We start from the raw sequence: 25,794 nt of genomic DNA, 5'->3' as shown, positions 1-25,794 counted from the left end.
TCCCCACGATGAACGAGCGAGCCTCCCTCCGCCGCCGGATCCTGGTCACGCTGGGCGTGATCGTGTTGTTCCGGCTGGGCCAGAGCCTGCCCACCCCTCATGTGACCGTCCGCGCGCCGGAAGCCGATCACCCGCTGAGCTGGATCCTCGACCTCCTCACCGGCGGCGGCCTGGCCACCCTGCCGGTGTTCGCGTTCGGCGTCCTGCACTGCCTGGCCGCCCCGCGACTCCTGTCAGGACTGATCGTCCTGATCCCGCGGCTGGCCGCGCTCCGGGCCGAAGGTGAAGCCGGCGCACGGGTGCTGAAGCGGTACCAGCGGCGGCTCACCGTCGCGCTCGGCCTGCTGGGCGCCGTCGGGGTGCTCGCGTTCCGCGGCCAGAACGTCCTCGATCGACCAGGGGCCATCGTCGTCGTGTGCCTGACCGCGGGAACCGCCCTGGTCCTGCGGCTGACCGAGGTGATCACCGACCGGGGATTCGGCGACGGCGTCCGGATCCTGCTGCTCGCGCAGGTTTTGGCGGTGCTGCCCGCGGAGTTCCTGCGTCTGTACGCAAGGGCGGGCTGGGCCGCGATCGCGGTGATGACCGTGGTGACGCTGTCGATCACGGTGCTCACGATCGTCATCGCGCAGGGACAGCGCCGCGTCCCGGTGCAGTACGCCAAGCGGATGATCGGCAGACGCGCCTTCGGCGGGACCTCGACGTACATTCCCCTTCGCTTCCCCCAAGCGAACAGTCCGGCCGTCGTCGCCGCGGTCCTGCTGTCGGTGCCGGTGTATTACTTCGGCCTGGGAGATCCCGGGTGGATCGCGGTCTACTTCGTCCTCGTCTGCCTCTTCGCCTTCGCGAGGGCGGCTGTGGCGCAGGACATGGACAAGGTGGCGGGCGAACTGGTGCGGGTGGGCGGTTTCGTCCCCGGGATCCGGCCGGGGAACTGGACCGCCGAGTACCTCGATCACGTGAACCGCCGGATCCTCGCCTTCGGAGCGCTCTGCTCGGGAGTGGTCGCGCTGATCCCGGCCGCCGGTCTGGCCCTGCTGGACGCGAGCCCGGCGCTGCTCGTCGCCGGGGTGACCCTGCAGGTGGTCCTCGTCTTCCTCGTCAGTGTTTCGCTCGATACCACGCGGCAGATCGAGTCGCTGCGCCGGCAACGACGCCACGAACCGTTCCTCCGCTGAGCGAACGGTCCGCGCCCGGGTGGGGCGCGGACCGTGGCCGCCTCAGAAGTGCGGGAGCCAGCCGCCGCCGAGGGCGTCGGCGGCGCCGAACTTGTTGGCGCCCTTGCCGTTCCAGAGGTAGAGGGTGCCGGTGGTCTGGTGGATGGCGCCGATGTCGCTGTGGCCGTCCTTGTTGACGTCTCCGAGCGACATCAACGTGGCGTGGTAGTCACCCCAGCCGCCTCCGACGGCATCGGCGGCGCCGAATTTGTTGCCGCCTTTGCCGTTCCAGATGTAAAGCGTGTTGCCGTCGCGGATGGCGGCGAGGTCGGTCTTGCCGTCGTTGTTGAAGTCTCCGGCGACGGGCGCGGTGAAGGGTTCCCAGCCGCCGCCGACGGTGTCGGCGGGGGTGAACCTGCCGTTGCCTTTGCCGTTCCAGATGTAGAGGGTGCCGTCCTTGACCGCGGAGAGGTCGCTGATGCCGTCGTTGTTGAAGTCTCCGGCGACGGGTGCGGAGAAGGGCGCCCAGCCGCTGCCGACGGCGTCGGCGGCGCCGAATTTGTTGCCGCCTTTGCCGTTCCAGACGTAGAGGGTGCCGTTCTTGACGGCGGCGAGGTCGGTTTTGCCGTCCTTGTTGAAGTCACCGGCGGCGGGGCGGGTGAAGCCGTCCCAGCCGCCTCCGATGGGGTCGGCGGTGCCGAAGTTGTTGTTGCCCTTGCCGTTCCAGATGGTCAGGGTGCCGGTGCCGGTGGCGTAGATGTCGCCGGCGCCGTTGCCGTCGAAGTCACCACCGTCGAGGGACTTTTCGATGACCTTGTCGTAGCGGATGCCGCGGTAGGTGGTCATCTCCGACCAGCTGTTGATGTTGTGGTTGGTCTTCTGGCCGTAGGTGTTCTCCGAGTAGACCCAGGCGCCGGCGCTGTGGTCACCGGTGTCGACCCACTTCTCGAACAGCTCGATGTGACCGTTCTTGAGCAGCGCGTCACCGGGCAGCAGGTCGTGCAGGCTCGGCACCCAGGACTTGTGCGAATAGGACTCGAAGTCGTCGGTGTTGAGATCCCAGCCGTCGGACTTCTTGGGCAGGTGCCAGGCCATCGCGACCAGGCCGGAGCAGTCCGGCCGGTACTTGCCGCCGGTGCCGTCCGAGATCGCGTCCGACTGGTTCTGGCTGTACCAGGTGTCGCCCCGGTCGTACCAGTACTTGGCCCTGGCGATGATCTCCGCGCGGGTGATCGATCCCCCCACCGTGGAAGCCGCGCTGGCCTCGTTCCGCGTGCCGAACGTGAGCAAGCCTGCGACCAGTGTCACGAGGGCCGTGATCGCGGCGGCGAACCGGACCGCCGTTGGAGAACCGGAGCTGTTCATGACGACCTTTCCTGAGCATGATGTTCGTGGACGACACAGAGGCTCCGGGAGGCCGCTGTAGCCACGCTTCAGCGCGGGCTACAGCGAGGCGGCGCGCTGTGAGGGATCCGCTCTGGGGGAGGGACGGATGAGGTTTTCTCTGCTCGGGCCGATGGAGGTGACCGGCCCGTCGGGGCCGATCGCGCTCCCGGGGACGAAGCCGCGCACACTGCTCGCCGCGCTGCTGCTGGGATACGGCCGGACGGTGCCCGCCGAACGGCTGATCGGCGTGGTGTGGGGAGAAGAGCCACCCACGACCGCCCGCGCGGTGGTGCAGACGTATGTCGCGACGTTGCGCCGGGCATTCGACGCGGCCGGGTTGCCGCAGGTCATCGTGTCCGACCGGAACGGTTACCGCGCCGACGTCGCCGAGGACGCCCTCGACGTACGGATGTTCGAACAGCTGGTGGAACGGGGACGGCAGGCCGCGCAGAGCGGCGATCACACCGAAGGCGCGGACCTCTTCCGCACCGGCCTCGCCCTGTGGCGTGGGCCCGCGCTCGGCGGGATCGGGGAGTCGTTCCTGCGCGCCGAGGCGACCCGGCTCGACGAGTTGCGGTTGACCGTCACCGAGGAGCGGGTCGACGCGGATCTCGCGGCGGGACAGGGGCCGCGGCTGCTCGCGGAGCTCACCGAGCTGGTCGCCCTGCACCCCACCCGGGAACGGCTGCGCGGCGGCCTCATGGTCGCGTTGTACCGGTCCGGGCGGCAGGCCGAAGCGCTGGAGGTGTACGAACGCGGCCGGAAGGCGCTGAGCGACGAACTGGGCCTCGATCCCGGGCCGGAGCTGCGGCGGGTGCACGAGTCGATCTTGCGCTGCGACGCGGCCCTGCTCCCGGCGGTCACCTCCCGTACACCGCGGCAGTTGCCGTCGCCGCCACCCGATTTCACCGGCCGCGCGCCGGAACTCGCGGCACTGCGCACGACCTTGGTGCGGCCCGGCACGATGCCGGTCGCCGTCGTCGCCGGTGCGGGCGGCGTGGGCAAGTCCACTTTGGCGCACCGGGCCGCGCACGAGATCGCCGAGCGGTTCCCCGACGGCCAGGTCCATCTGGAACTCCACGGTTCCACCGGCACGCCGTCGACCGCCGAGGAGGTGCTCGGCCGCGTCCTGCGTGATTTCGACCCCGCGACGACGCCGCCCGGCTCACTCGAAGAGCGGGTCGCCCGGTACCGGACGCTGCTCGCGGGCACCAGGACCCTCGTCGTGCTCGACGACGCCGCGAACGAGGCGCAGGTCCGGCCATTGCTGCCCGGGAGCCCGGGGTGCGCGGTGATCGTGACCTCGCGCAACCGGCTGCCGGCGCTGGCGGGCGCGACCTTCCTCGAACTCGGCGTGCTGCCCGCCGACGCCGCGCTCGATCTGTTCACCCGCATCGTCGGAGCGGATCGCGCGAGCACCGAACCCGCGTCGGCCGCCGAGATCACCGAGCTGTGCGGGCAGTTGCCGCTCGCGATCCGCGTCGCCGGCGCGCGGCTGGTCTCACGTCGGCAGTGGACGCTGTCCCGGCTGGCGAGCCGGTTGGCGCACGAACAGCGGCGTCTCGACGAACTGGTGGTCGGCGATCAGGAGGTGCGGGCCAGCATCAACCTGAGCTACACGCTGTTGCCCAAGGCGGTGCGGACCGCGCTGCGAAGACTGGGGCTGCTCGGTCTGGCGCATTTCCCCGCCTGGGTCGCCGCGGCGGCGATGGAGGCCGAGCTCGACGACGCGGAGCAGGTGCTCGAAGACCTCGTCGACGTCTCCCTGCTCGAAGTCGACGGCGTGGATTCCTTGGGGCTCATGCGGTACCGGCTGCACGACCTCGTCCGCCTGTTCGCACTGGAACGCGCCGTCGAGGAGGAAACGGCCGCGGACCGGGCCGCCACCGTCGAGCGGGTGCTCGGCGCCTGGATCTGGCTGGTCGAGCGGATCAACGAGACCCTGCCGCCGGTCGTGCCGTCGATCCAGGGCACGTCCCGGCTGGGCCGTCCCGTCGACGAGGAGATCGCGCGACGCGTCGAGGCCCGGCCGTACGAGTGGTTCCGCGCCGAAGAGGAGGCGATGACCACCGCCGTCGAGCTGGCGGCTTCACTGGACCTGGTGGACATCGCGGTCGAACTCGCGTCGGCCTTGTGCGGCACCGCTTTCGGCGGGCACAACCGGGTCCTCGACGACTCGCTCGGGTCCTGGCGGCGCACCCACGACGCGGCGCTCACCGCGGCCCGCCGCACCGAAAACGCGCTCGGCGAGGCGACCCTGCTGGCGGGGCTGGGACAGCTGTACTACGAGCACGACGACTTCCCCCGCTCCCGCGCGCATCTGAGCCAGGCGTTGTCGATGTTCCGCGCCGCCGGTGACGTCCGGGGCGAGGCGGCCACCCTCGCCGCGCTCGGCGCCGCGTGCCGCGAGCAGGGCTATCTGCCCGAGGCGGTGCACTTCCTGGATCGCGCCGGGCGGATGTGGTCCGGTTTGGACGATCCGGGGGCGATGGGCCACGTCCACCGGCTGGCGGGCACGGTCCGGCTGGAAATGGGGGACTACGCGGGGACGCTGACCGCGCTGACCGAGGCACGAGCGTCGTTCGCTGCGGCGGGCTCGCGGCGCGGCGAGGGACTGACACTGCGCAGCCTGTCGCTGTACCACCGGGCCCGCGGCGAGTGGGCCGAAGCCGAACAGTTCGCGCGTGAGGCGCTCGCGGTCTTCGAGGGATCCGAAGACCGCATGCTCGTCGCCTATTCCGAACGCGCCCTGGCCAAGGCCTTGCTGCGGCGCGGGGACTCGGTCGCCGCGCGGCGGCTGGCGGACCACGCGCTGGAGGTCTGCCGCGAGCTCGGCGACGCCTTCGGTCATGCGTGCACCCTCCGCGTCATCGGGGAGGTGCATCTCGCCGAAGGCCGGTTGTACCAAGCGAAAGACTGCCTGGAGGACTCGCTCCAGCGGTGGACCGAGCTGCGCGCCGAACTGTTCCGGGCACGGACGTTGCGCACCCTCGCCGAGGTGCACGACGCGCTCGGCGACGCGCCGGCGGGGGAGCGGATGACGGCGGAAGCCCTGGAGACCTTCCGGACCTACGGCGCCCGCGAGTACGAGGAACTCTCCGCTGTAACGGGGTTACAGCGTTCCTGAAGGACGCCGGTGGACAGTGGTGCGCATGTCTTCGTTCGTGTCCTTGTCGGATCCTCGTATCGCAGCCATGTCCGTCCGGGAATGCGGCGAACCGTTGGTGGACCTGCGGGAAACCGGCGCGATCCGGACAGACCCCAGGCTCGCCGACGAACGGGGCGCCTACGCGCACGTGCGGCTCAGCGTCGCGGACCGGCTCGTCGCGGCGCAATGCCAGCTCCCGCGCGGGCTGCGTCTGCTCGTCGTCGAGGGGTTCCGGCCGCGAGAGGTGCAGGAGCGCTACTTCGCGGACAGCAAGGCCCGGATCGCGCGCGCCAACCCCGGCCGGCCGTCCGAGCAGGTGGCCGCCGAAGCCGCCACCTATGTGTCACCGCCCGAAGTCGCGCCGCATGTCGCCGGGGGAGCGGTGGATCTCACGCTGTGCACCGTCGACGGCGTCGAGCTGCCGATGGGGACCGACGTGAACGCGACGCCGCCGGAGTACGGGACGGAATGCTTCACCGGATCCGCGCTGATCGGCCCCGAGGCGCGCGCCAACCGGGAAACGCTCATCGACGCGATGACCGCGACCGGATTCGTGAACTACCCGAGCGAATGGTGGCACTGGTCCTACGGCGACCGGTACTGGGCGTACGTCACCGGCGTGAAGCACGCCCGCTTCGGCCCGGCCGCTTTCCCGGTGTGAGCCTCGCCGCTCAACCCAGGCCGAGGTCCAGCCGGGCCAGCTCCCGCCGGGACCGTACGCCGAGTTTCGGGTACGCCCGGTACAGGTGATGCTCGACAGTACGCGGGCTGAGGAACAGCTGTGCGGCGATCTCCCGGCTCGTGCTGCCGTCCGCGGCCAGCCGGACCACCTGGAGTTCCTGCGACGTAAGACGATCCAGCGGGTTCTCCGCGGCGGGTTCGGCCATCGGGCCGGAGTCGCCGGTGGCCCCGAGTTCGATCCTGGCCCGGTCGGCCCACGGTTTCGCGTGCAGCCGGGAGAAGACATCCAGTGCCGAGCGCAGTGGAACGCGGGCGTCGCTACGGCGTTTGGCTCGGCGCAGCCATTCGCCGTAGCGCAGTTCGGTGCGCGCCCGTTCGAAAGGCCGTTCGTCGAACGAGTGCGATTCCAGCGCTCGCAGGTAATGCGGCTCGTCGTCGTCCAGCATGGCGCGGCAGCGTGCCGCCACCGCCTTGGCCCACGCCTGATCGCCCGCCTCCGCCCACGCCTCGAACCGGCGAAAGGCGGGCTCCGCCCTGCTCGGATCGCCAAGGCGTACCGCCGCCTCCAACTGGTCGGGGGCCGCCGCGATCGCCACCGTCGTATATCCGAGCGGACCGCGCTGCAAGGTCTCCAATCGGTCCAAAGTGGACTCGTAGCGGCCGAGCCCGAGGTCGAGCAACGCGAGTGCCACCAGGCTCGCCGCGCCACCCGCGTCCGGCGGCACCTCCGCCAGCTCCCGGCAGCGCCGTTCGTCCCCTTCGATCGCCGCCACCCGCGCCACCACGGCGTTCAGCCGGGGCAGCCGCCGGTGCGATCCGGTGTCCCGGGAGATCCGTACCGCTTCGGCGACCGACGCGGCCGCGTCCCGGTGCAGTCCAGCCGAAACCTGCGCCCCCGCCAGGTCTTGCAACACCTGAGGGAGCAGACCGATCAGTCCTTCGCGACGGCAGCGAGCCACTTCGGAGAGCGCGAGTTCCCTCGTCACAGTGTCATCGCCGAGGATCATCGCGCAGTAGGTCCTGCCGGGATCGGTGCCCGGCGCGTGCGCGACGTACTCGGCCAGCAGCGGCAACCCGGCCGCGAAGTCGTCGTCCACCAGCACGGCCATGCCCTTGACCACCGGGTCGCCGCCGTCCAGCGCGTCGTTCGCGGCGCGCACGGTCTCCCGGTCGCCGGAGGACCACGCGTACCGGGCGCCGGTGCGCGCCATCGCCACCGCATCGGACGACTCGGCGGACCGTGCGTGCTCGACGAGAAGGCGGGCGGCCGCGCGGCCGTCTCCCAGTTCGAACTCCGTGGCCGCCTCCACCTGCGCCAGCAAGGCGCGTGCCTTGGTGTCCTCGGTCAGCGGTGCCGCCTGCCGGACCAGCTCGGCGGCCTGCTTCCCGTGCCCGGCGGCGAGTGCCAGGGACGCGGCCTCTCCCAGTCGCGCCGCTCGCATCCCGGCCTCGGCGGTGAGTCGCGCGGCCTGCCGGTACAACCCGGCGGCCGCGGTGAACGCCGTGCGCGCCCGCGCGCGTTCGGCCGAGCGCACGATCTCCGCGGCGACCCGCTCGTCGGGGGCGGTGGTGGCGGCGGCGAGATGCCGGACCCGGCAGTCGGCGTCCGAAGTGGACTCGGCGAGCGCCTGGTGCACCGCGATCCGGCGGGCGAGGACGGCACCCTGGTAGGCGGCCGTGCCGATCAGCGGATGCCGGAAGGTGACCGTACCCCCGGTGACCTCCAGTAGCCGCGCGGTCTCGGCCTGTTCCAGGTCGGCGAGGCCGACTCCCAGCGTTTCGGCTGCCCCGAGCAGCGTCGGAAGGTGCCCGCGTCCCTCGGCCGCGGCGATGAGCATCATCAGCCGGGTCCGCGACGGCAACGCGCTGATCTGCGCGCGGAAGCCCGCCAGCACGCGGTCGGCCACCGGCAGCGGTCCGGCTGCCGCGTCGGGTTCCCGTTGCGAGGCCGCGAATTCGAGCAGTGCCAGCGGATTGCCCGCCGATTCCGCGAGCACCCTCGCCGGTGACGGCGGTGCCAGCCCTCGTTCGGCCAGGAGCCGCGCGGCGTCGTCCGGGTCGAGCCGGGCCGGGCGCAGTTCCGGCAGATCCGCCGCGGCGAAACCGGTCTCCCTCGCCCCGAACACCATCGCGACGCGATCCGCGGCCAGCCGCCGGGCGGCGAACAACAAGGCGTCCGCTGTCGCGCGATCCAGCCACTGCGCGTCGTCGACAAGGCACAGCACCGGACCGTCGTCGGCGACGTCGGCGAGCAGGGTGAGTACGGCGAGCCCGGTCAAGAACCGGTCCTGGCCGCTGGTGCGGCCCGAGTCCAGCACCGCATGCAACGCTTCGGCCTGAGGGCCGGGCAGTGCGGAGATCCGGTCCTGTACCGGCCACAGCAACTGGACCAGGCCGCCGAACGCCAGATCGGCTTCGGCTTCGATTCCCTTGACCCACAGCACGCGCAGCCCGGAGGCGGCTTCGGCCGCCCAGCCCAGTAACGCGGATTTCCCGATACCCGCCTCGCCGCGCAGTACCAGCGCGCCGCTGCGGCCGGCGCGAGCCGCGGAAAGCAGCGTTTCGATCGCCGCCTGCTCGCCGGCCCTGCCGTACAACACACCGGCCTCCGTAACCGTGAGTGAGGTACGGACGCCGAATCCCAGTACCCCGGTACCGAAACCTTACCGATTCGGGAACAGCCCGCCCGGATCAAGCTTCCGGGTATGAACGAGTTGCTGGCCCCGGTCTCCGCGGGCACCCTGTCCCTCCCGAACCGCCTGGCGATGGCGCCGATGACCCGCAGCCGCGCGAAGGGCGGCCACGTCACCGGGCTGACCGCCGAGTACTACGCGCAGCGCGCCGCCGCCGGGCTGATCATCACCGAAGGCACACAACCCTGCGTCATCGGCCAGGGCTACATCGACACGCCCGGCCTGCACACCCCGGAGCATGCCGCCGCGTGGCGCGCGGTCACCGAGGCCGTGCACGAGCGCGGGGGCCGGATCTTCGTCCAGCTGATGCACTCCGGCCGGATCGGGCACCCCTCGCTCTACCCGGACGGCAGCCTGCCACTGGCCCCGACGGCGATCCCGTCGGGCGAAAAGCTGTACACCCCGGACGGCCTGCTCGACCACCCGCGACCGCGGGAAATGACGTTGGCGGACATCGCGCGTTCCGTGGACGAGTTCACCGCCGCCGCGCGGCTCGCGATGGAGGCCGGATTCGACGGCGTCGAACTGCACGGAGCCAGCGGCTACCTGATCCACCAATTCCTCGCCGACAACACCAACCGGCGCACCGACGCCTATGGCGGCCCGATCGAGAACCGCATCCGGTTCGCGGTGGAGGTGGCGCGGGCGGTCGCCGACGCGATCGGCCCGGAGCGCACCGGCATCCGGCTGTCACCCGGCTCCACTCTCAACGGCACCCGGGAGAGCGACACCGAAGACCTCTACCCCGCCCTCGTCCGCGCGCTCGGTCCGGCAGGGCTGGCTTACGTGCACGTCTCGGAGTTCGGCACGCGGGACATCACCAAGCTCATCCGCGCCGAATGGCCGGGCACCCTCATCCTCAACCCGCACCCGGCAGGCCCGGAACCGGCGACCGTGGCGGACGGCGTGGACGCGTTGCGAGAAGGGGTCGCCGACGTGATCAGCCTCGGCCGGCTGTGGCTCGCCAATCCGGACCTGCCCGCCCGGATCGCCGCCGGCGGTCCGTTCGCCGACGCCGATCCCGCGACCTTCTACGGCGGCGACCACCGCGGATACACCGACTACCCGACCATGGCCGCGCGATGAGCGTGCCGGTACGCGCCGGGATTCCGGGGCCGTGGCTGGCTTTGCTGGCCGGTCCGTTGTCGTTCGGCATCGCCGGGCCGTCGTTGATCCTGCCCGACGCGGCCGCGGCGCTGGGCACCGGAATTCCGGTGGTGACGTGGATCGTGACGGCGTTCGGCTGGGGGATCGCCGTCGGCACGCCGCTGCTCGGCGGGCTGCAGAACCATCGCGGGGTCCGGACGGCGGTGCTCACCTGCGCCGCGCTGGTGCTGGCGGGTGCCGTCGCGGTGGCGACCGTTCCGTGGTTGCCGGTGCTGGTCGCCGGCAGTGCCTCACAGGGGCTCGGCACCGCCGGATTCACCACGATGGCCATGACCCTGGCCGGGTCGGCGCGAGCGATGGGCCTGGTCACCTCTTCGCTGGCGGTCGTCGGCTCGACGTCGCCGTTGATCGGTGATCTGATCGGCGGCGCGTTCGGCTGGCAACTCGCGCTGGCGCTTCCCGCGCTCGGCCTCCTCGCCGTGCCCGCGGTACTGCGAACGGCGCCCGCGACGCCGGTCGCGCCGTCACGCTTCGACCCGATCGGCGCGATCCTGGTGACCGCGCTGGTCACCGCGTTGGTGTTCGTACCGCACGTGTGGCTTCCCGCGGGCGGCGCGGTCGTCGTCGTAGCGGTTCTGCTGGCCGGGCACCTGAGGGCGCGGCCGGACGGGTTCGTGCCCGCCGCGCTCCTGCGCACACCGGTGTTCCTCGTCGCGGCAGGGCTCGCGTTCGCGCTCGCGGTGGCCAACTTCGGGTTGATGTACGTGCTGCCGCCGCGGCTGACCGGGGAATCCGGCTGGACCAGCGGCGAAGTCGGACTCGCCATCCTGTGGCCGCTGCTGTTCGGCGGGCTGGTGTCCTATGTGGTCATCGCGGCGACGGCGAAAACGTCGTTCCGGACGGTGGCGGTGCTGTTCCCGGCACTCGCCGCCCTCGCGCTGGTGCTGGCGGGGGTGAGCGTTTCCCCCGTCGCGTTGCTGATCGCACAGGCACTCGCTTCGCTCGCGGCGGCCTCGGGCCAGGGTGTCTTCGCCGTGCGCGCCGGAGCCGCCGCCGGAGCGCACCGGGCGGCGGGAATGGGCCTGTTCAACCTCGCCTACCTGCTGGGGGCCGCCTTCGGCCCCGCGATCGCCGCACTCCTCTGAAACCAGCCGTGGGGCCGGTCATGGCGACAAGGCGGCCGCGTGTGGTCGACCGGCCTCCGGCTTGGCGTGGGGCGTCTCTTGGCCGCCACGGGCTCGCCGGCGTCGCACCTCCGACCTTTAGTCTGCGGTGGTGCCTGAAGCCTCCGAACTCGACGAGCGCGTCCCGCCGAAACGCGTGCTCGGCCTCGCGGTGCCAGCGCTCGGCGTTCTCGCCGCCGAACCGCTGTACGTCCTGGTGGACACGGCCGTCGTCGGCCACCTCGGCGCGCTGCCGCTGGCCGGGCTCGCCGTCGGCGGTGTCGTGCTGTCGCAGGTTTCGAGCCAGCTGACGTTCCTGTCGTACGGCACCACGTCGCGGACCGCGCGGCTGCACGGCGCGGGCCGCCGTGGCGACGCTGTCCGCGAAGGTGTCCAGGCGACCTGGCTGGCGGTGATCGTCGGGCTGGTCGTGATCGTCGCCGGGCAGCTACTGGCCGCGCCGATCGCCCGGGTGCTTTCCGGCGACGCCGCGATCACCGACGCCGCCGTCTCCTGGCTGCGGATCGCGCTGTTCGGGACGCCGTTCATCCTGATCACGATGGCGGGCAACGGCTGGATGCGCGGCGTCCAGGATTCCGCGAAGCCGTTGCGCTATGTGCTGGCGGGCAACGGGATCTCCGCCGTGCTGTGCCCGGTGCTGGTGTACGGCGCGGACTGGGGGCTGGAAGGGTCGGCGATCGCGAACGTCGTCGCGCAGGTGATCTCGGCGTCGCTGTTCATCGCGGCCCTGGTGCGGGAACGGGTCCCGCTGCGCCCGGAGCCGAAGGTGATGCGTGCCCAGCTCGGCCTCGGCCGGGACCTGGTGCTCCGAAGCCTCGCCTTCCAGGCGTGTTTCGTCTCCGCCGCCGCGGTCGCCGCGCGGACGTCCACCGAGGCCGTCGGCGCGCACCAGGTCGTGCTGCAGCTGTGGACCTTCCTCGCGCTGGTGCTGGATTCACTCGCGATCGCCGCGCAGTCGCTCGTGGGTGCCGCCCTCGGCGCCGGGGCGAGTGAACGAGCCCGCGGGCTGTCGCGGCAGATCACCGGCTACGGCCTGGTGTTCGGCTGCTTCCTCGGCGTCGTGTTCGCGTCGGTGGCCGGAGTTCTGCCGCAGGTGTTCACTTCGGACGCGGCCGTGCTCGGCCAGATCCCGCACGCGTGGTGGTTCTTCGTCGCGCTGCAACCGATCGCCGGGGTGGTGTTCGCGCTGGACGGTGTCCTGCTCGGCGCCGGGGATGCCGCCTTCCTGCGCAACGCGACCCTGCTGAGTGCGGCGCTGGGGTTCCTGCCGCTGATCTGGCTGTCGCTCGCGTTCGGCTGGGGGCTGGCCGGGATCTGGACCGGGCTCTCGCTGTTCATGCTGCTGCGGCTGGCGACCCTGCTGGTGCGGTGGCGGTCGGGGCAGTGGGCCGTCGAGGGCGCCGTCCGCGCGGCCTGACCTTCCCCCGCGTTTAGTCCTCTGAATGCGGTACTTGCGTGTGCAACTACCGCATTCAGAGGACTAAACGCGGGGGTGGAGCGCCCCTTGACACCGGCAGCCGGGTGAACTGCGGCGTTGTGGCGAAAAGCACCCGGGTAACGGCTATGTTTCGTCATTGCTTACGCGCTACAACTATATGAGGCGGCAGTGCGGGCGTCTCTTCGCCCGAACCGTGCTCAAGGAGGAAATACTGTGACAGGCCGAGCCACCCGCCGGTCCTGGTTCATCTGGTTCGCCGCCGTCACCGTCTATCTCCTCGCCGTCTTCCATCGCACCTCGTTCGGCGTCGCCGGGCTCCAGGCCGCCGACCGCTTCGGTGTCGGCGCGGCCGCGCTCGGCACGTTCACCGTCCTGCAGGTCGGCGTCTACGCCGCGATGCAGATCCCCACCGGCGTCCTCGTCGACCGCTACGGCCCACGACGGGTGCTCACCGGCGCCGTGTTCTTCCTCGGACTCGGCCAGATCCTGCTCGCGGTCGCCGATTCCTACCCGCTCGGCCTGCTCGCCCGCGCCGTCGTCGGCTTCGGTGACGCGCTGACCTTCGTGAGCATCCTGCGGCTGATCGCCGCGCATTTCCCCGGCCGCCAGTACGCCCTGCTCGCCGCGCTGACCGGGGCGATCGGTTACGTCGGCAACCTCGCCGCGACCCTCCCGCTGGGCCTGCTGCTCGACGGCCCCGGCTGGACCTCGACGTTCCTCACCGTCGGCCTGGTGACGGCGCTGTACACCGCCGTCGTCGCCCTCCGCGTCGAAGACACCCCGCGCGGCGTGCCGGAGCCCGTGCGCGAAAAGGTCCATCCGAAGGTGCTGGGCCGCCAGGTCGCCGACGCGTGGCGCACCCCGGGGACCCGGCTGGGCTTCTGGGTCCACTTCAGCACGATGTTCGCCCCCAACGTGCTGACCATGCTGTGGGGTGTCCCGTTCCTGGTGCAGGGCCAGGGATATCCGAAGGCCACCGCGAGTTCGCTGCTGATCGTGTTCGTGTTCGGCTCGATGATCGGCGGACCGGTGATCGGCGGGCTGATCGGACGGCGCCCGTCACTGCGGATGCCGCTCGTCGGCGGGTACATCGGCGGCGCCGCGGTGATGTGGGCGGTCCTGCTCGGCTGGGGCGGCACGATCCCGGTCGCGGTCCTGGTCCCCGTGTTCGCCTTCCTGTCCCTCGGCGGCCCGGCGTCGATGATCGGTTTCGCGCTGGCGCGGGACTACAACCCGCTCTCGCGCGTCGGCACCGCGACCGGCGTGGTGAACGTCGGCGGATTCGTGGCCACGACGATCTCGGCGCTCGCGGTCGGCGTGCTGCTGGAGTGGACGGGCGGCACGTTCCGCCTGGCGCTGCTGTCGGTGATCGCGGTGCTCGCGTTCGGCACCTTCCGGATGCTCGTGTGGTGGCGGCGCACCCGCGCCGTGCTGTTCGAGGCCGAGGCGCGAGGCGAGGCGATCCCGGTGCAGATCCGGCGCCGCCGTTGGGACGCCGAAGTGCCGATGCCCGTCTCGTCCTAGGCGAAGGCCCGAAAGATAGGGTTCGGCCCGTGTCGCGCCCCAATCAGGCTCAAGCCAAGAAACGTCCCGCTCCGCCGCCCGGTCTCGTCATCGTCGACAAACCGTCCGGGATGACCTCCCACGACGTCGTCGCCAGGGCGCGGCGCTTCATGGGCACCCGCAAGGTCGGGCACGCCGGCACCCTCGACCCGATGGCCACCGGCGTCCTCGTGCTCGGCATCGAACGCGCGACGAAACTCCTCGGCCACCTGGCGCTGGACCGCAAGACCTACCTCGCGACCCTCTCCTTGGGACTGTCCACCACGACCGATGACGCCGAGGGCGAGCCGATCGCCGAAGCCGCGCCGGACGTCGTCGAGAAGATCACCGACGAAGCGATCGCGGCCGGGATCGCCGCGCTGACCGGCGACATCCAGCAGGTGCCGAGCGCGGTCAGCGCGGTCAAGATCGACGGCAAACGCGCGTACGCCCGCGTTCGCGCCGGCGAAGAGGTCGTCATCCCGCCGCGGCCGGTCACCGTGCACCGCTTCGACCTGCTCGCCACGCGCCGCGAGGCGAGCCGGATCGAACTCGACGCCGTCGTCGAATGTTCGTCGGGGACCTACGTCCGCGCGTTGGCCCGCGATCTCGGCGCCGGGCTCGGTGTCGGCGGGCATCTGCTCGCGTTGCGCCGCACCACGGTCGGGCCGTTCACCCTCGCCAAGGCCCGTACCCTCGACCAGCTCGAGGACAAGCCGGAACTGACGCTGGACCTCGACGCCGCCGTCGCCGCCGCGTTCCCGCGCCGCGATCTGGACGTCCGCATGGCACAGGCGGTCCGATATGGACAGAGGGTGCCCGCGGCCGGGATCGAGGGCACGTACGGGATGTTCGGACCGGATGGCCGGGTGCTCGCGCTCGCCGCGGACGAAGGTGAACTGGCCCGGTCGGTGGTCGTGTTGCTGCCCGCCTAGGTAGGAGAACTCGTGAGTGGTAAAGACGGTTCTAACCGTCTTTACCACTCACGAGTCAGGGGCCGCTTGGGCGCGAAGCCCGCGAGCGTGCCGCACAGGGCACGGCCTAGGGTGGTGCACGGAGCGGGCCTGAGGAGACGGGGCTAGAAGTGCAGCGTTGGCGTGGTTTGGGTGACCTCCCCGGGAGCTGGGGACGGTGTGTGGTGACGATCGGCGTCTTCGACGGCGTGCACCGCGGTCATCAGGAGCTGATTTCGAGGACGGTCCGCGCCGCCGCCGAACGCGGCGTGCCGAGCGTGGTGCTGACCTTCGATCCCCATCCGTCGGAGGTGATCCGGCCGGGCAGTCATCCGGCGCAGCTGACCACGTTGCGCCGCAAGGCGGAACTGGTCGAGGGCCTGGGGGTGGACGTCTTCTGCGTGCTGCCGTTCACGCTGGAACTGTCGCGGCTGACGGCGCACGAGTTCGTGCACGAGGTGCTGGTGGACAAGCTGCACGCGGCCGCGGTGATCGTGGGGGAGAACTTCACCTTCGGCGCGAAGGCGGCCGGTGACGTCGAACTTCTCCGCACGCTGGGGAAGCGGTTCGGTTTCGTGGCGCAGGGCGCGGAACTGCAAGGGCTGCTCGCCCAGGAGCAGGCGGACAACGACATCACCTTCTCCTCGACCTACGTCCGCTCGTGCATCGACGCCGGAGACGTCGTCGCCGCGTCCGAAGCGCTCGGCAGGCCGCACCGGCTGGAGGGCATCGTCGTCCGGGGCGACGGCCGGGGGCACGATCTCGGGTACCCGACGGCGAACCTTTCGACGCCGCGGTTCGCGGCGGTGCCCGCCGACGGGGTCTACAGCGCCTGGTTCACCCGTTCGTCGGATCCCGGCCGACGGCTGCGTGCCGCCGTGTCGGTCGGCACCAACCCGACCTTCTCGGGGCGGGAACGCACCGTCGAGGCCTTCGTCCTCGACATCGACGAGGATTTCTACGGGCAGCACGTCGCGCTCGATTTCGTCACCAAGCTGCGGGATCAGGTCCGGTTCCCGACGTCGGAGGGGCTGGTGGCGCAGATCGACGAGGACGTCGCCCGTACCAGGGAACTGCTCGGCGGGCAGGACTGACCGGTTCCGGCCTTGGCCGGATGACAATCGACAAACACACCCGCTCACGTGCGTTCCGGTGGCAAGATGTCACGGACCGCGCATGGCGTTCGATGGGGTTAAGGGGAGCGGACCAGGTGGAGGACCACAAGATCGTCCAGCGGAACATCGCGCTGCAGAAGGAGTGGTACGGGGAGCCGCTCGGCGATCGCGTGCGGAGACTGGTCGTCGCCTTCGACATCTCCCAGGCCTTCCTCGCCGAGGTCCTCGGCATCAGCGCGCCCATGCTCAGCCAGGTGATGAGCGGGCGCCGCGCGAAGATCGGGAATCCGGTCGTCCTCGCCAAGATGATCATGCTGGAGCGCAAGGTGCTGGTCCCGGCGGTCGCCGCGGGGGACCGCAAGGCCATGCAGGAGGCCCTTGAGGACGTCCGCGATTCGCGGCCGACGGTGGGCAGGGACAGCATCCCGGTCGGCGCCGTCGCCGACGACCAGGGTGTGCTCGTGGCACTGCGGGACATCGGTGAGGACGAAGACCTCACCGAAGCCGCGAAGCTGCTCGACGAAGACTTCCCGTCGCTGGCGGACCTGCTGCGCCGCGCCGCGCGGAACGGTTCCTGACGTGACTCGCGTGCTTCGCGACGTGACTCGCGTGCTTGGAGGCGGAACTCACGAGTTCCGCCTCCAAGCACGCGAGTCACGGGTTTGAGCACGCGAGTCACGTGCCTATGACGATCTTCAGCGCGTTGATCCCGCCCGACGAGGTCCTCGACCAGGTAGCCGCCGCGCTCGGCACGCCCGAAGACGGCGATTTCCGCTGGTCGGTGCGAGAGGACTGGCATATCACCCTCGGTTTCCACGGCCAGGACGATCCGGCCGAACGAGGCGACTGGCTCGCCGGGCGGCTGGCCGGCGCGGGGCCGATCGACCTCCGGCTGGAAAAGGCCGCGACATTCCCCGGGGTGCTGTGGTTGAGTGTGTCCGGAACCGGGCTCCACGAGCTGGCCGTGAAGGCCGGCGCGGAGAGTGAAGGCAGGCCGTACGTGGCCCACCTGACACTGGCCCGCTTCCCCCGCGACCGGCCGCGAGCCGCGAGCGCGTGGGAGGAGCGGCTGGCCGGGTTCACCAGTGAGACCTGGACGGCGACCGAGGCCGTTCTGATGAGCAGTGACCGTGAACAGGGCGTTTCGCGCTACCGGGTGATCCGGTCGTACGCGTTGGACCACGCCCGCGCCTGAAGCCGCTGATCACGAGGCTGGTAGCCTTGACGATCGGGTCCGGCTGCAGTCCGTGGCGGCCGTGACCGTCTCACCCGGCGTGAAGACATCGTCCGGGCCGCACGGCACAGATATCTAGGAGCACCACTGTGGCTTTGTCCACCGAAGAGAAGAAGTCGATCCTTGCCGAGTACGGCGTGCACGACTCGGACACCGGATCCCCCGAGGCCCAGGTCGCACTGCTGACCAAGCGCATCGTCGGCCTCACCGAGCACCTCAAGGCTCACAAGCACGACCACCACTCCCGTCGCGGGCTTCTGCTGCTGGTCGGCCGCCGCCGCCGGCTGCTGAACTACGTGATGAAGGTGGACATCGAGCGTTACCGTGCGCTGATCCAGCGTCTCGGCCTCCGCCGATAGCTTGAACCCGAGGGGGAGTGACCACATCGGTCGCTCCCCCTCGGTCTAAGAACACAGGCGCGAGCGCGCACGAGGTACCGTCCGCCGGTCCTCGGTAGTGGTTCCCGGGCAACGGCCCGGGGGCTTCGATCGAAGACCGGCCTCACTCCTCGAGCGTCCGCAGGCGAAACAGGTCCCAGGGTGGGAGACTCGCGCCGTTACAGAGGATCAAAAGAGGAGATACACCCTATGACCGACTCCACCGGAGTCACCGTGCACGAAACCGAAGCCGTGATCGACAACGGCCGTTTCGGCACTCGCACCGTCCGCTTCGAGACCGGCCGTCTGGCCCGTCAGGCCGCCGGTTCCGTCGTCGCGTACCTGGACGAAGAGACCATGCTGCTCTCGGCGACCACCGCGTCGAAGCACCCGAAGGAGCACTTCGACTTCTTCCCGCTGACCGTGGACGTCGAGGAGCGCATGTACGCCGCGGGCCGCATCCCCGGCGCGTTCTTCCGTCGTGAGGGCCGCCCGTCGACCGACGCGATCCTCACCGCCCGCCTGATCGACCGCCCGCTGCGCCCGTCGTTCACCGACGGCCTGCGCAACGAGATCCAGGTCGTCATCACCGTCCAGAGCCTCAACCCGGACGACCCGTACGACGTGCTCGCGATCAACGCCGCTTCGGCGTCGACCCAGATCGCCGGTCTGCCGTTCTCCGGTCCGATCGGCGGCGTCCGCGTCGCGCTGATCGAGGACCAGTGGGTCGCGTTCCCGACCTGGAAGCAGCTGGAGCAGGCCACCTTCAACATGGTGGTCGCCGGCCGCATCGTCGGTGACGACGTCGCCATCATGATGGTCGAGGCCGAGGGCACCGAGCAGACCCTCGACCTGATCGCCGCCGGCGGCAAGGCGCCGGACGAGGTCTCGGTCGCCGAGGGCCTCGAAGCCTCGAAGCCGTTCATCAAGGTGCTGTGCGAGGCGCAGCAGCAGCTCGCCGAAGTCGCCGCGAAGCCGACCGGCGAGTTCCCGGTCTACCTCGCCTACGAGCAGGACGCGTTCGACGCCGTCGCCGCCATCGCGACCGACGACCTCGCGAACGCCCTGACCATCGCGGGCAAGCAGGACCGCGACAACGCGACCGACCAGGTCAAGGCCGCGGTGCTGGAGAAGGTCGGCCTCGGCGAGGGCGAAGCCTTCCAGGGCCGTGAGAAGGAGATCGGCGCGGCGTTCAAGGCCCTGTCGAAGAAGATCATGCGCAAGCGCGTCCTCACGGACAAGATCCGCATGGACGGCCGCGGCCTGACCGACATCCGCTCGCTCGCCGCCGAGGTCGCCGTGATCCCGCGGGCGCACGGTTCCGCGCTGTTCGAGCGCGGTGAGACCCAGATCCTGGGCGTCACCACGCTGAACATGCTCCGCATGGAGCAGCAGATCGACTCGCTCTCCCCGGAGACCACGAAGCGGTACCTGCACCACTACAACTTCCCGCCGTTCTCCACCGGCGAGACCGGCCGCGTCGGTTCGCCGAAGCGGCGCGAGATCGGCCACGGCATGCTCGCCGAGCGCGCCCTCGTGCCGGTCCTGCCGAAGCGGGACGAGTTCCCGTACGCGATCCGCCAGGTCTCCGAGGCGCTGGGTTCCAACGGGTCCACCTCGATGGGCTCGGTCTGCGCCTCGACCATGGGTCTGCTGAACGCGGGTGTCCCGCTGAAGGCGCCGGTCGCCGGCATCGCCATGGGCCTCATCTCCGACGAGGTCGACGGCGAGACCCGCTACGTCGCGCTGACCGACATCCTCGGTGCCGAGGACGCCATGGGCGACATGGACTTCAAGGTCGCCGGCACCAAGGACATCATCACCGCGCTGCAGCTAGACACGAAGCTCGACGGCATCCCGTCGGAGGTCCTCGCGGCCGCGCTGAAGCAGGCGAAGGACGCCCGCCTCACCATCCTGGAGGTCATCGCCGAGGCGATCGACGGCCCGGACGAGATGAGCCCGTTCGCCCCGCGCGTCACCAGCGTGAAGATCCCGGTGGACAAGATCGGCGAGGTCATCGGCCCGAAGGGCAAGATGATCAACTCGATCACCGAGGAGACCGGCGCCGACATCTCCATCGAGGACGACGGCACGATCTACGTGGGCGCGGCCGACGGCCCGTCGGCGGAGGCGGCGATCGACAAGATCAACGCCATCGCCAACCCGCAGCTGCCCAAGGTCGGCGAGCGCTTCCTCGGCACCGTGGTGAAGACGGCCGCGTTCGGCGCGTTCGTCTCGCTGCTGCCGGGCAAGGACGGCCTGGTGCACATCTCGAAGCTGGGCAACGGCAAGCGGATCGCCAAGGTCGAGGACGTGGTCAACGTGGGCGACAAGCTCCGCGTCGAGATCGCCGACATCGACAACCGCGGCAAGATCAGCCTGATCGTGGTCCAGGAAGAAGACTCGGCGGACGCCAAGGCCGCCGACGGCGACAAGGCCGAGGCTCCGAAGGCCGACGCCCAGTAATCCTGGCTAGACCGATGTGAAACGTCAGGAAAGGGTCGTTCAGGACAGTTTTCGTCCTGAACGACCCTTTCCTGACATGTGAGTAAGGAATCCGTTGGCTCGTCAGGTTCCCGGGCACGAACAGCCCGTCGGCAGCACCCGCACGCTGGAGTCCACTTCGGACGGTGCGGTGGTCAAGCGCAGTGTGCTGGCCGGTGGCCTCCGGGTCATCACCGAGCACGTCCCCGCCTCTCGTTCGGCGACGGTCGGGCTGTGGGTCGGGGTCGGATCGCGTGACGAGCCGTCGTCGGTCGAGGGCGCGGCGCACTACCTCGAACACCTGCTGTTCAAGGGCACCACGAACCGGGACGCCACCCAGATCGCCGAGGAGATCGACGCGGTCGGCGGGGAGTTCAACGCGTTCACCGCGAAGGAGCACACCTGCTACTACGCGCAGGTGCTCGACGAGGATCTGCCGCTCGCGATGGACCTCGTCACCGACGTCGTGTTCGAGGCCCTGTGCACGGACAAGGACGTCGAGACCGAGCGCAGTGTCGTGCTCGAAGAGATCTCGATGCGTGACGACGACCCCGAAGACCTGCTGCACGAGACGTTCGTCGGCGCGATCCTGGGCAACCACGCGCTGGGCCGCCCCGTGCTCGGCAGCGAGAAGTCCATCGTCGAGATGTCCGCTTCGGCGTTGCGCGGGTTCTACCGGCGCCGCTACACCCTGCCGCGGATGGTGCTCGCGGTCGCCGGGAACATCGAGCACACCCAGGTGCTTCGCTTGGTGCGCAAGGCTTTGCGGACCAAGCTGATCGGGACGGCGACGCCCGTGCCGCCGCGCGGCGGGCGGGCACGGATCGCGATGGCGCCGAAACTCGCGCTGCACACCGACGACACCGAGCAGGCGCATGTGATGCTCGGCCTGCGTTCGCTGTCGCGGCACGACGACCGCCGGTTCGCGCAGTCGGTGCTCAACGCCGCGCTCGGCGGCGGGATGAGCTCGCGCCTGTTCCAGGAGGTCCGGGAGAAGCGGGGGCTGGCGTACCAGGTGTACTCGTCCGTCGCGAGCTACGCCGACACAGGGCACATGGCCGTCTACGCGGGCTGCCAGCCCGAGAAGCTCGGCGAGGTCGCCGGGGTGATCCGCGAGGTGCTCGAACTCGTCGGCAAGGACGGGCTGAGCGAAGCCGAGGTCGCGCGGGCGAAGGGCCAGTTGCGGGGCGGGCTCGTGCTCGGCCTCGAGGACACCTCGTCGCGGATGTCGCGCATCGGCAAGAACGAACTGAACTACGGCCGCTACCTCGGCGTCGACGACACGGTGGCGCGGATCGACGCCGTCACCACCGACGAGGTCTGTGCGCTCGCTCGCACTCTGCTGGCCCGTCCTGGTGGCGTCTCGGCGGCGGCGGTGGTCGGGCCGTACGCTCACGCCGACGACCTTCCGGACGATCTGCACGAGGTGATCGCATCATGACCGCTGGAATTCGCGTCGGCGTGCTGGGCGCACGCGGCCGGATGGGCCAGGAAGTGGTCAACGCCGTCAACGGCGCCGACGACATGGAACTCGTCGCCGCGCTCGACGCCGGTGACGACTTCTCGGCGCTCAAGCAGGCTCAGGTCGTCGTCGACTTCACCCACCCCGAAGCGGTGATGGACAACCTCGAGTTCCTGACCGGCAATGGGATCCACGCCGTGGTCGGCACCACCGGGTTCAGCGAAGAGCGGCTGGAAAAGCTGCGCTCATGGCTCGCGGCCGACCCGTCGCTCGGCGTGCTGATCGCGCCGAACTTCGCGCTCGGCGCGGTGCTGGCCATGCGGTTCGCCCAGCAGGCGGCGCGGTTCTACAACTCGGCCGAGGTCATCGAGCTGCACCACAACCGCAAGGCCGACGCGCCTTCCGGCACCGCCGCGCACACCGCGCGGCTGATCGGCGAAGCCCGCGCGGAAGCCGGTCTCACGCCGGGCGAAGACGCGACGACGTCCGAAGTGGACGGTGCCCGCGGCGCACTCGTCGACGACGTCCGCGTGCACTCGGTCCGGCTGCCCGGACTGGTGGCGCACGAGGAGATCCTGTTCGGCGGCGAGGGGGAGACCCTGACCATCCGGCACGATTCCCTGCACCGCACGTCGTTCATGCCGGGTGTGCTGCTCGGCGTGCGTTCGGTGCTCACGCGGCCCGGCCTCACGGTCGGTCTCGAGAACATCCTCGACCTGTGAGGGCCCGCAACTTCGCGCTGGTGATGACGGCGGCGCTCGCCGTTTACGTCGTCCTGCTGGCGGGCCGGGGCATCGCGCTGGTGCGCACCGGGGAGACGGTGCCGGTGCTCTTCGGCGTCGGGGTCCTGCTGCTGCCGCTGCTCGGGATCTGGATCATCGTGACCACCTGGCGTTCCGGCGTCCAGATCCAGCGGCTTTCGCGGCGGCTGGACGAGGAAGGCGGCCTGCCCGACGTCTCCGATCTGCCCCGGCGGCCTTCGGGCCGGGTGGATCGCGACGCCGCCGACGCCTGGTTCGACGAACGCCGCGCCGAAGTCGAGGCCGACCAGGAGAACTGGCGCGTCTGGTACCGGCTGGCGTACGCGTACGAGATCGCCGGCGACCGGAAGCGCGCCCGTGCCACGATGCGGCGCGCCGTCGAACTCGAAGCCGCCTCGCGCAACTAGTCACCTGATTGCGGGGGCCGGTGGCCTGGGCTGTCCGTCTGGGGCATCAGGCCAGATCGCAGCCTTCATTTCGGGTACCTTCGCGCTTATTTACCGGCCAGGTGTCGCAGTTGCGTGAGGGCTTAGTGCTTCGTAACTTCGGTTGATCATGGCCTGGGAGCTGGGCTTTGGGGGCCTTCACGCGCGAACCTGAAGGTAGTGAAGGCCTCCTTCGCTACCTTCAGAGTAGGCAAGGGGGCCTTCACGGACCTGATCGAGGTCAGCCGCAGCTACGCGCAATTAGTCCTCTGAATGCGCAGGCTCGATTCCGAGGACGGGCAGGCATTCGCGAACGGCGACCAGTTCGATGTCGTCCCGGCGCCGCCAGTGTTCGCGGAGCAGCCGCCACTGCTTGATCTGCGCGGGCTCACCGCGCCGGGTGTCCCAGGTGACGCCGTTCGAGGCGTGGTTGTCGAAGAAGGCGTCGCTGGACGACTCGCGGGCTCCGACCCCCTCGAAGGCAAGATGCAGCACTGCCTGCCGCATCTCCTTGCCCAGGCCGCGGCCACGCAGGTCCGGACTGAGTCAGGAGAACGTGGTGACCGTGCCGAACGTGGCGAAGTCGGTGCCGATCAGATCCTGCATGCCCACCGGCCCCCCGTCGACGACCACGACGAAGTACAGCCGCCACTGGCTCTCGCTCACCCGGCCCCGGCCCTCCAGATCCCGCGTAGCCAGCGCCATTCGCGCTCCGGACTGTCTTCGTAGAGCGAGGCCGGATCGTCGAACGGCCACGGGGTTCGGTGACCACGCCCTTGCGGACCGTCGGGATCAACCGCTCCAGGTGGATACGCGGACGAAGTCGGCGAGGGCGAAGACACTAGGGGGCGGCCGCCATGGCGCGCATCACAATATCGGTGCTCAGTAGTGGAACCAGCCCGCGAACAGGGCGGGGGAGGCGGCCAGCAGGCTGAACCGCAGCCAGCGGCCGAGGAAACCGGTGGCCAGAAACGTCGCCAGCGGCATCCGCACCAGCCCCGCGAGGACACTCGTGGCCATGTACGGCGGCAGGCCGACGACCGAGCTCACCCCGTACGTGCCCGCCATCCAATGCGGATGCCGATGGCACCGTTCGCGCAGTGCGTCGAGCCGGGCGCGCATCTTCTTGGTGCGCGCCCGCCATCTTTCCCGGCGCGGGGTGGGCGGCCGCTCCCGGTGCAGGCGGTCATGCAGCGGTTTCGGGAGTTTGATCGTGCCCTTCGCGGCGAGGTAGTAGAGCGTCTTCCCGCCCACCTGACCGGCCGCGACGATGGCGCCGAGCAGCAGCCACGGCATCGTCGGCTGGCTCGCGCACAGGCCGATGAGGAACATCTCGATGCTGACGACGGGGAGGATCGCGGAACCGAAGGCGACGCCGAACGACAGGAGCAACCAGCCCACCATCGTTGCCTCCCCGTTATCTTCGTTCTCTCCAAGCTATCAGCTGAAAACCAGGACGCACTGGGGCCAGCCCCCGTTCCCGGCTTCCGGGCCGCACCAGAAGATCACCTGTTCGTCGGCTCTCGGCCACCTGCCGCTGCCATGCTGGAGCCGTGGCCGACGTGCACGACGCGGTCCGCGGAAAGGGTTTCGCGGATCGCTTCGCCGACTTCTGCGCGGCCGTGGTGCGGCGCCTCCCCTTCGGGCTTTCCCGGCTGGTGGCGCCGAGTTTCCTCGGTTTCGCGCTCATCAACGGGTTCACCTTCGGGGTCGACCTGATCCTGCTGACCCTGCTTCGCGGCTGGCTCGGCCTGCCGGTGTGGCTGGCGATCACGCTCGCGTACGCGACGGCGTTCGGGCTGAGTTTCGTGCTGAACCGCAGCATGAACTTCCGCTCGCACGCGCCCGTCGGCAGGCAGGCGGTGCTGTACGTCATCGCGATCGTCATCAACTACGTGGCGTTCCTGCTCGGCGTCGGGGCCGGGCTGGCCGCGCTGGGCGTCGACTACCGCCTCTCCCGGCTCATCGCCGGGGCGTGCGAAGGCGTCTTCATGTACTCGGTGATGCGCTGGGTCGTGTTCGCGAAGTCAGGGAGTGAGCTCGAGCTCGAGGCCTCCGGTGAGCCGGACTTCGCGCACGTTCGTGCTTCCGGTGTCGAGGATGCGGACGGTTCCGTCGGGCGACCAGCCCGCGCGGCGGAAGAAGCCCAGTGACGCGTGATCGGTCTGGGCGACCCAGCTGATCCCGCGCGTGGCGCCGTCCTCGCGCAGCCAGGCGGACGCGTTCGCCAGCAGCCGTCCCGCGTGCCCGCGCCGTCCCCACCGCGGCTCGACCAGCAGCGAGGCGATGAGCGCCGTCGTCGAAGCGTCGTCTGGCAGCGAACCGTCGGCGGTGGCCACCTCGCTCTCCGGAGCGCGGCCGGCGACGCAGAAGCCGACGGTGAACTCGCCTTCGGTGGCGAGGAAGACGCGCGTGCCCGGGTACTCGATCGTTTCGGCCCAGGTCTTCTCGAGCTCCTCGATGTCGAGCCCGGCGACAGCCGCTTCGCCGAGCAACTCCGTGTAGGCGCTTCGCCAGGTGTCGCGTTGGATGCGCGCGATTTCGGGGGCGTCGGACACGACTGCTGGGCGGACTTCGGCGGCGGCCATGCTGCGCAGATTAGCGGTGCGGCCGAAAACTGTCGGTGGTGGATGGCAGCATGCGAACG

At 70.2% G+C, this 25,794-nt stretch carries 22 protein-coding genes and 1 pseudogene; 17 read left to right on the top strand and 6 right to left on the bottom strand.

Annotated features, from left to right (window positions below; translation table 11 throughout):
* Positions 1 to 8: 8 nt before the first annotated feature.
* Positions 9 to 1,178, top strand: coding sequence for a preprotein translocase subunit SecY (locus tag AC0685_RS22565; protein ID WP_478227340.1), 1,170 nt, complete (start codon positions 9 to 11; stop codon positions 1,176 to 1,178).
* A gap of 42 nt (positions 1,179 to 1,220) precedes the next feature.
* Here AC0685_RS22565 and AC0685_RS22560 read toward each other — a convergent pair whose 3' ends face one another.
* The gene (locus AC0685_RS22560) at positions 1,221 to 2,522 is read right to left on the bottom strand and encodes an FG-GAP repeat domain-containing protein (RefSeq protein WP_478227339.1); all 1,302 of its coding nucleotides are present in this window, start codon (positions 2,520 to 2,522) and stop codon (positions 1,221 to 1,223) included.
* 127 nt (positions 2,523 to 2,649) lie between these two features.
* Between AC0685_RS22560 and AC0685_RS22555 the strand changes: the two genes are divergently transcribed.
* A complete protein-coding gene (locus tag AC0685_RS22555) occupies positions 2,650 to 5,670 on the top strand; it encodes an AfsR/SARP family transcriptional regulator (RefSeq protein ID WP_478227338.1) in 3,021 nt (1,006 codons plus the stop codon).
* Between the two features lie 25 nt (positions 5,671 to 5,695).
* On the top strand, positions 5,696 to 6,352 hold the full coding sequence (locus AC0685_RS22550; protein WP_478227337.1) for a M15 family metallopeptidase: 657 nt from the start codon (positions 5,696 to 5,698) through the stop codon (positions 6,350 to 6,352).
* A 10-nt stretch (positions 6,353 to 6,362) separates the two neighbouring features.
* Here the strand turns inward: AC0685_RS22550 and AC0685_RS22545 are convergent, their stop codons facing one another.
* On the bottom strand, positions 6,363 to 8,972 hold the full coding sequence (locus tag AC0685_RS22545; protein WP_478227336.1) for an ATP-binding protein: 2,610 nt from the start codon (positions 8,970 to 8,972) through the stop codon (positions 6,363 to 6,365).
* Between the two features lie 105 nt (positions 8,973 to 9,077).
* Between AC0685_RS22545 and AC0685_RS22540 the strand changes: the two genes are divergently transcribed.
* From AC0685_RS22540 to AC0685_RS22480, 13 genes are all read left to right on the top strand, one after another.
* Positions 9,078 to 10,151 (top strand): alkene reductase, encoded by a 1,074-nt coding sequence (locus AC0685_RS22540; RefSeq protein WP_478227335.1) that lies wholly within the window; start codon positions 9,078 to 9,080, stop codon positions 10,149 to 10,151.
* Positions 10,148 to 11,317: an MFS transporter gene (locus AC0685_RS22535; RefSeq protein WP_478227334.1), complete on the top strand. Its 1,170-nt coding sequence runs from the start codon at positions 10,148 to 10,150 to the stop codon at positions 11,315 to 11,317. Before AC0685_RS22540 ends, AC0685_RS22535 begins: the two co-directional genes overlap by 4 nt.
* 127 nt (positions 11,318 to 11,444) lie before the next feature.
* Positions 11,445 to 12,773, top strand: coding sequence for an MATE family efflux transporter (locus AC0685_RS22530; protein ID WP_478227333.1), 1,329 nt, complete (start codon positions 11,445 to 11,447; stop codon positions 12,771 to 12,773).
* Positions 12,774 to 13,007: 234 nt separating this feature from the next.
* Complete coding sequence (locus AC0685_RS22525) at positions 13,008 to 14,318, top strand: MFS transporter (protein ID WP_478227332.1); 1,311 nt, start codon at positions 13,008 to 13,010, stop codon at positions 14,316 to 14,318.
* 29 nt (positions 14,319 to 14,347) lie between these two features.
* On the top strand, positions 14,348 to 15,271 hold the full coding sequence (gene truB, locus AC0685_RS22520; protein ID WP_478227331.1) for a tRNA pseudouridine(55) synthase TruB: 924 nt from the start codon (positions 14,348 to 14,350) through the stop codon (positions 15,269 to 15,271).
* Positions 15,272 to 15,420: 149 nt separating this feature from the next.
* Positions 15,421 to 16,383: a bifunctional riboflavin kinase/FAD synthetase gene (locus AC0685_RS22515; protein ID WP_478227330.1), complete on the top strand. Its 963-nt coding sequence runs from the start codon at positions 15,421 to 15,423 to the stop codon at positions 16,381 to 16,383.
* Positions 16,384 to 16,499: 116 nt separating this feature from the next.
* The gene (locus AC0685_RS22510; protein ID WP_125675891.1) at positions 16,500 to 16,982 is read left to right on the top strand and encodes a helix-turn-helix domain-containing protein; all 483 of its coding nucleotides are present in this window, start codon (positions 16,500 to 16,502) and stop codon (positions 16,980 to 16,982) included.
* A 107-nt stretch (positions 16,983 to 17,089) separates the two neighbouring features.
* Positions 17,090 to 17,599, top strand: a complete 510-nt coding sequence (gene thpR / locus AC0685_RS22505) for an RNA 2',3'-cyclic phosphodiesterase (protein ID WP_478227329.1) — start codon at positions 17,090 to 17,092, stop codon at positions 17,597 to 17,599.
* A gap of 128 nt (positions 17,600 to 17,727) precedes the next feature.
* The gene (gene rpsO / locus AC0685_RS22500; RefSeq protein WP_003084034.1) at positions 17,728 to 17,997 is read left to right on the top strand and encodes a 30S ribosomal protein S15; all 270 of its coding nucleotides are present in this window, start codon (positions 17,728 to 17,730) and stop codon (positions 17,995 to 17,997) included.
* Between the two features lie 228 nt (positions 17,998 to 18,225).
* On the top strand, positions 18,226 to 20,481 hold the full coding sequence (locus AC0685_RS22495) for a polyribonucleotide nucleotidyltransferase (protein ID WP_478227328.1): 2,256 nt from the start codon (positions 18,226 to 18,228) through the stop codon (positions 20,479 to 20,481).
* A gap of 94 nt (positions 20,482 to 20,575) precedes the next feature.
* Positions 20,576 to 21,940 (top strand): M16 family metallopeptidase, encoded by a 1,365-nt coding sequence (locus AC0685_RS22490; protein WP_478227327.1) that lies wholly within the window; start codon positions 20,576 to 20,578, stop codon positions 21,938 to 21,940.
* Positions 21,937 to 22,683, top strand: a complete 747-nt coding sequence (gene dapB / locus AC0685_RS22485; RefSeq protein ID WP_478227326.1) for a 4-hydroxy-tetrahydrodipicolinate reductase — start codon at positions 21,937 to 21,939, stop codon at positions 22,681 to 22,683. The genes AC0685_RS22490 and dapB overlap by 4 nt, the downstream gene beginning before the upstream one ends.
* Positions 22,680 to 23,129, top strand: coding sequence for a tetratricopeptide repeat protein (locus AC0685_RS22480; protein WP_340683973.1), 450 nt, complete (start codon positions 22,680 to 22,682; stop codon positions 23,127 to 23,129). The genes dapB and AC0685_RS22480 overlap by 4 nt, the downstream gene beginning before the upstream one ends.
* Before the next feature lie 279 nt (positions 23,130 to 23,408).
* Here AC0685_RS22480 and AC0685_RS22475 read toward each other — a convergent pair whose 3' ends face one another.
* The 3 genes from AC0685_RS22475 to AC0685_RS22465 form a co-directional block, all read right to left on the bottom strand.
* Positions 23,409 to 23,654, bottom strand: a complete 246-nt coding sequence (locus AC0685_RS22475) for a hypothetical protein (RefSeq protein ID WP_478227325.1) — start codon at positions 23,652 to 23,654, stop codon at positions 23,409 to 23,411.
* Positions 23,655 to 23,693: 39 nt separating this feature from the next.
* The gene (locus tag AC0685_RS22470) at positions 23,694 to 23,852 is read right to left on the bottom strand and encodes a hypothetical protein (RefSeq protein ID WP_478227324.1); all 159 of its coding nucleotides are present in this window, start codon (positions 23,850 to 23,852) and stop codon (positions 23,694 to 23,696) included.
* Positions 23,853 to 24,029: 177 nt separating this feature from the next.
* Complete coding sequence (locus AC0685_RS22465) at positions 24,030 to 24,551, bottom strand: YqaA family protein (RefSeq protein ID WP_219153473.1); 522 nt, start codon at positions 24,549 to 24,551, stop codon at positions 24,030 to 24,032.
* A 149-nt stretch (positions 24,552 to 24,700) separates the two neighbouring features.
* Between AC0685_RS22465 and AC0685_RS22460 the strand changes: the two are divergent.
* A pseudogene (locus AC0685_RS22460) lies at positions 24,701 to 25,108 on the top strand (GtrA family protein); the annotation flags it as partial.
* A gap of 66 nt (positions 25,109 to 25,174) precedes the next feature.
* Here AC0685_RS22460 and AC0685_RS22455 read toward each other — a convergent pair.
* Complete coding sequence (locus AC0685_RS22455) at positions 25,175 to 25,735, bottom strand: N-acetyltransferase family protein (RefSeq protein ID WP_478227323.1); 561 nt, start codon at positions 25,733 to 25,735, stop codon at positions 25,175 to 25,177.
* Positions 25,736 to 25,794 lie beyond the last annotated feature (59 nt).

The sequence above is a fragment of the Amycolatopsis sp. NPDC043889 genome, assembly GCF_056435645.1.
The sequence above is the reverse complement of the archived record's forward strand: the minus strand, read 5'-3'. Positions and strand labels throughout refer to the sequence as shown.

What these genes read in the sequence shown, in the direction of transcription:
- AC0685_RS22565 (WP_478227340.1), top strand. Translation starts at nt 9, where the DNA reads ATGAACGAGCGAGCCTCCCTCCGCCGCCGGATCCTGGTCACGCTGGGC.
- dapB (WP_478227326.1), top strand. Translation starts at nt 21,937, where the DNA reads ATGACCGCTGGAATTCGCGTCGGCGTGCTGGGCGCACGCGGCCGGATG.
- thpR (WP_478227329.1), top strand. Translation starts at nt 17,090, where the DNA reads ATGACGATCTTCAGCGCGTTGATCCCGCCCGACGAGGTCCTCGACCAG.
- AC0685_RS22465 (WP_219153473.1), bottom strand. Translation starts at nt 24,551, where the DNA reads ATGGTGGGCTGGTTGCTCCTGTCGTTCGGCGTCGCCTTCGGTTCCGCG.
- AC0685_RS22455 (WP_478227323.1), bottom strand. Translation starts at nt 25,735, where the DNA reads ATGGCCGCCGCCGAAGTCCGCCCAGCAGTCGTGTCCGACGCCCCCGAA.
- AC0685_RS22470 (WP_478227324.1), bottom strand. Translation starts at nt 23,852, where the DNA reads ATGGCGCTGGCTACGCGGGATCTGGAGGGCCGGGGCCGGGTGAGCGAG.
- AC0685_RS22495 (WP_478227328.1), top strand. Translation starts at nt 18,226, where the DNA reads ATGACCGACTCCACCGGAGTCACCGTGCACGAAACCGAAGCCGTGATC.
- AC0685_RS22540 (WP_478227335.1), top strand. Translation starts at nt 9,078, where the DNA reads ATGAACGAGTTGCTGGCCCCGGTCTCCGCGGGCACCCTGTCCCTCCCG.
- AC0685_RS22560 (WP_478227339.1), bottom strand. Translation starts at nt 2,522, where the DNA reads ATGAACAGCTCCGGTTCTCCAACGGCGGTCCGGTTCGCCGCCGCGATC.
- AC0685_RS22555 (WP_478227338.1), top strand. Translation starts at nt 2,650, where the DNA reads ATGAGGTTTTCTCTGCTCGGGCCGATGGAGGTGACCGGCCCGTCGGGG.
- AC0685_RS22535 (WP_478227334.1), top strand. Translation starts at nt 10,148, where the DNA reads ATGAGCGTGCCGGTACGCGCCGGGATTCCGGGGCCGTGGCTGGCTTTG.
- AC0685_RS22475 (WP_478227325.1), bottom strand. Translation starts at nt 23,654, where the DNA reads ATGCGGCAGGCAGTGCTGCATCTTGCCTTCGAGGGGGTCGGAGCCCGC.
- AC0685_RS22550 (WP_478227337.1), top strand. Translation starts at nt 5,696, where the DNA reads ATGTCTTCGTTCGTGTCCTTGTCGGATCCTCGTATCGCAGCCATGTCC.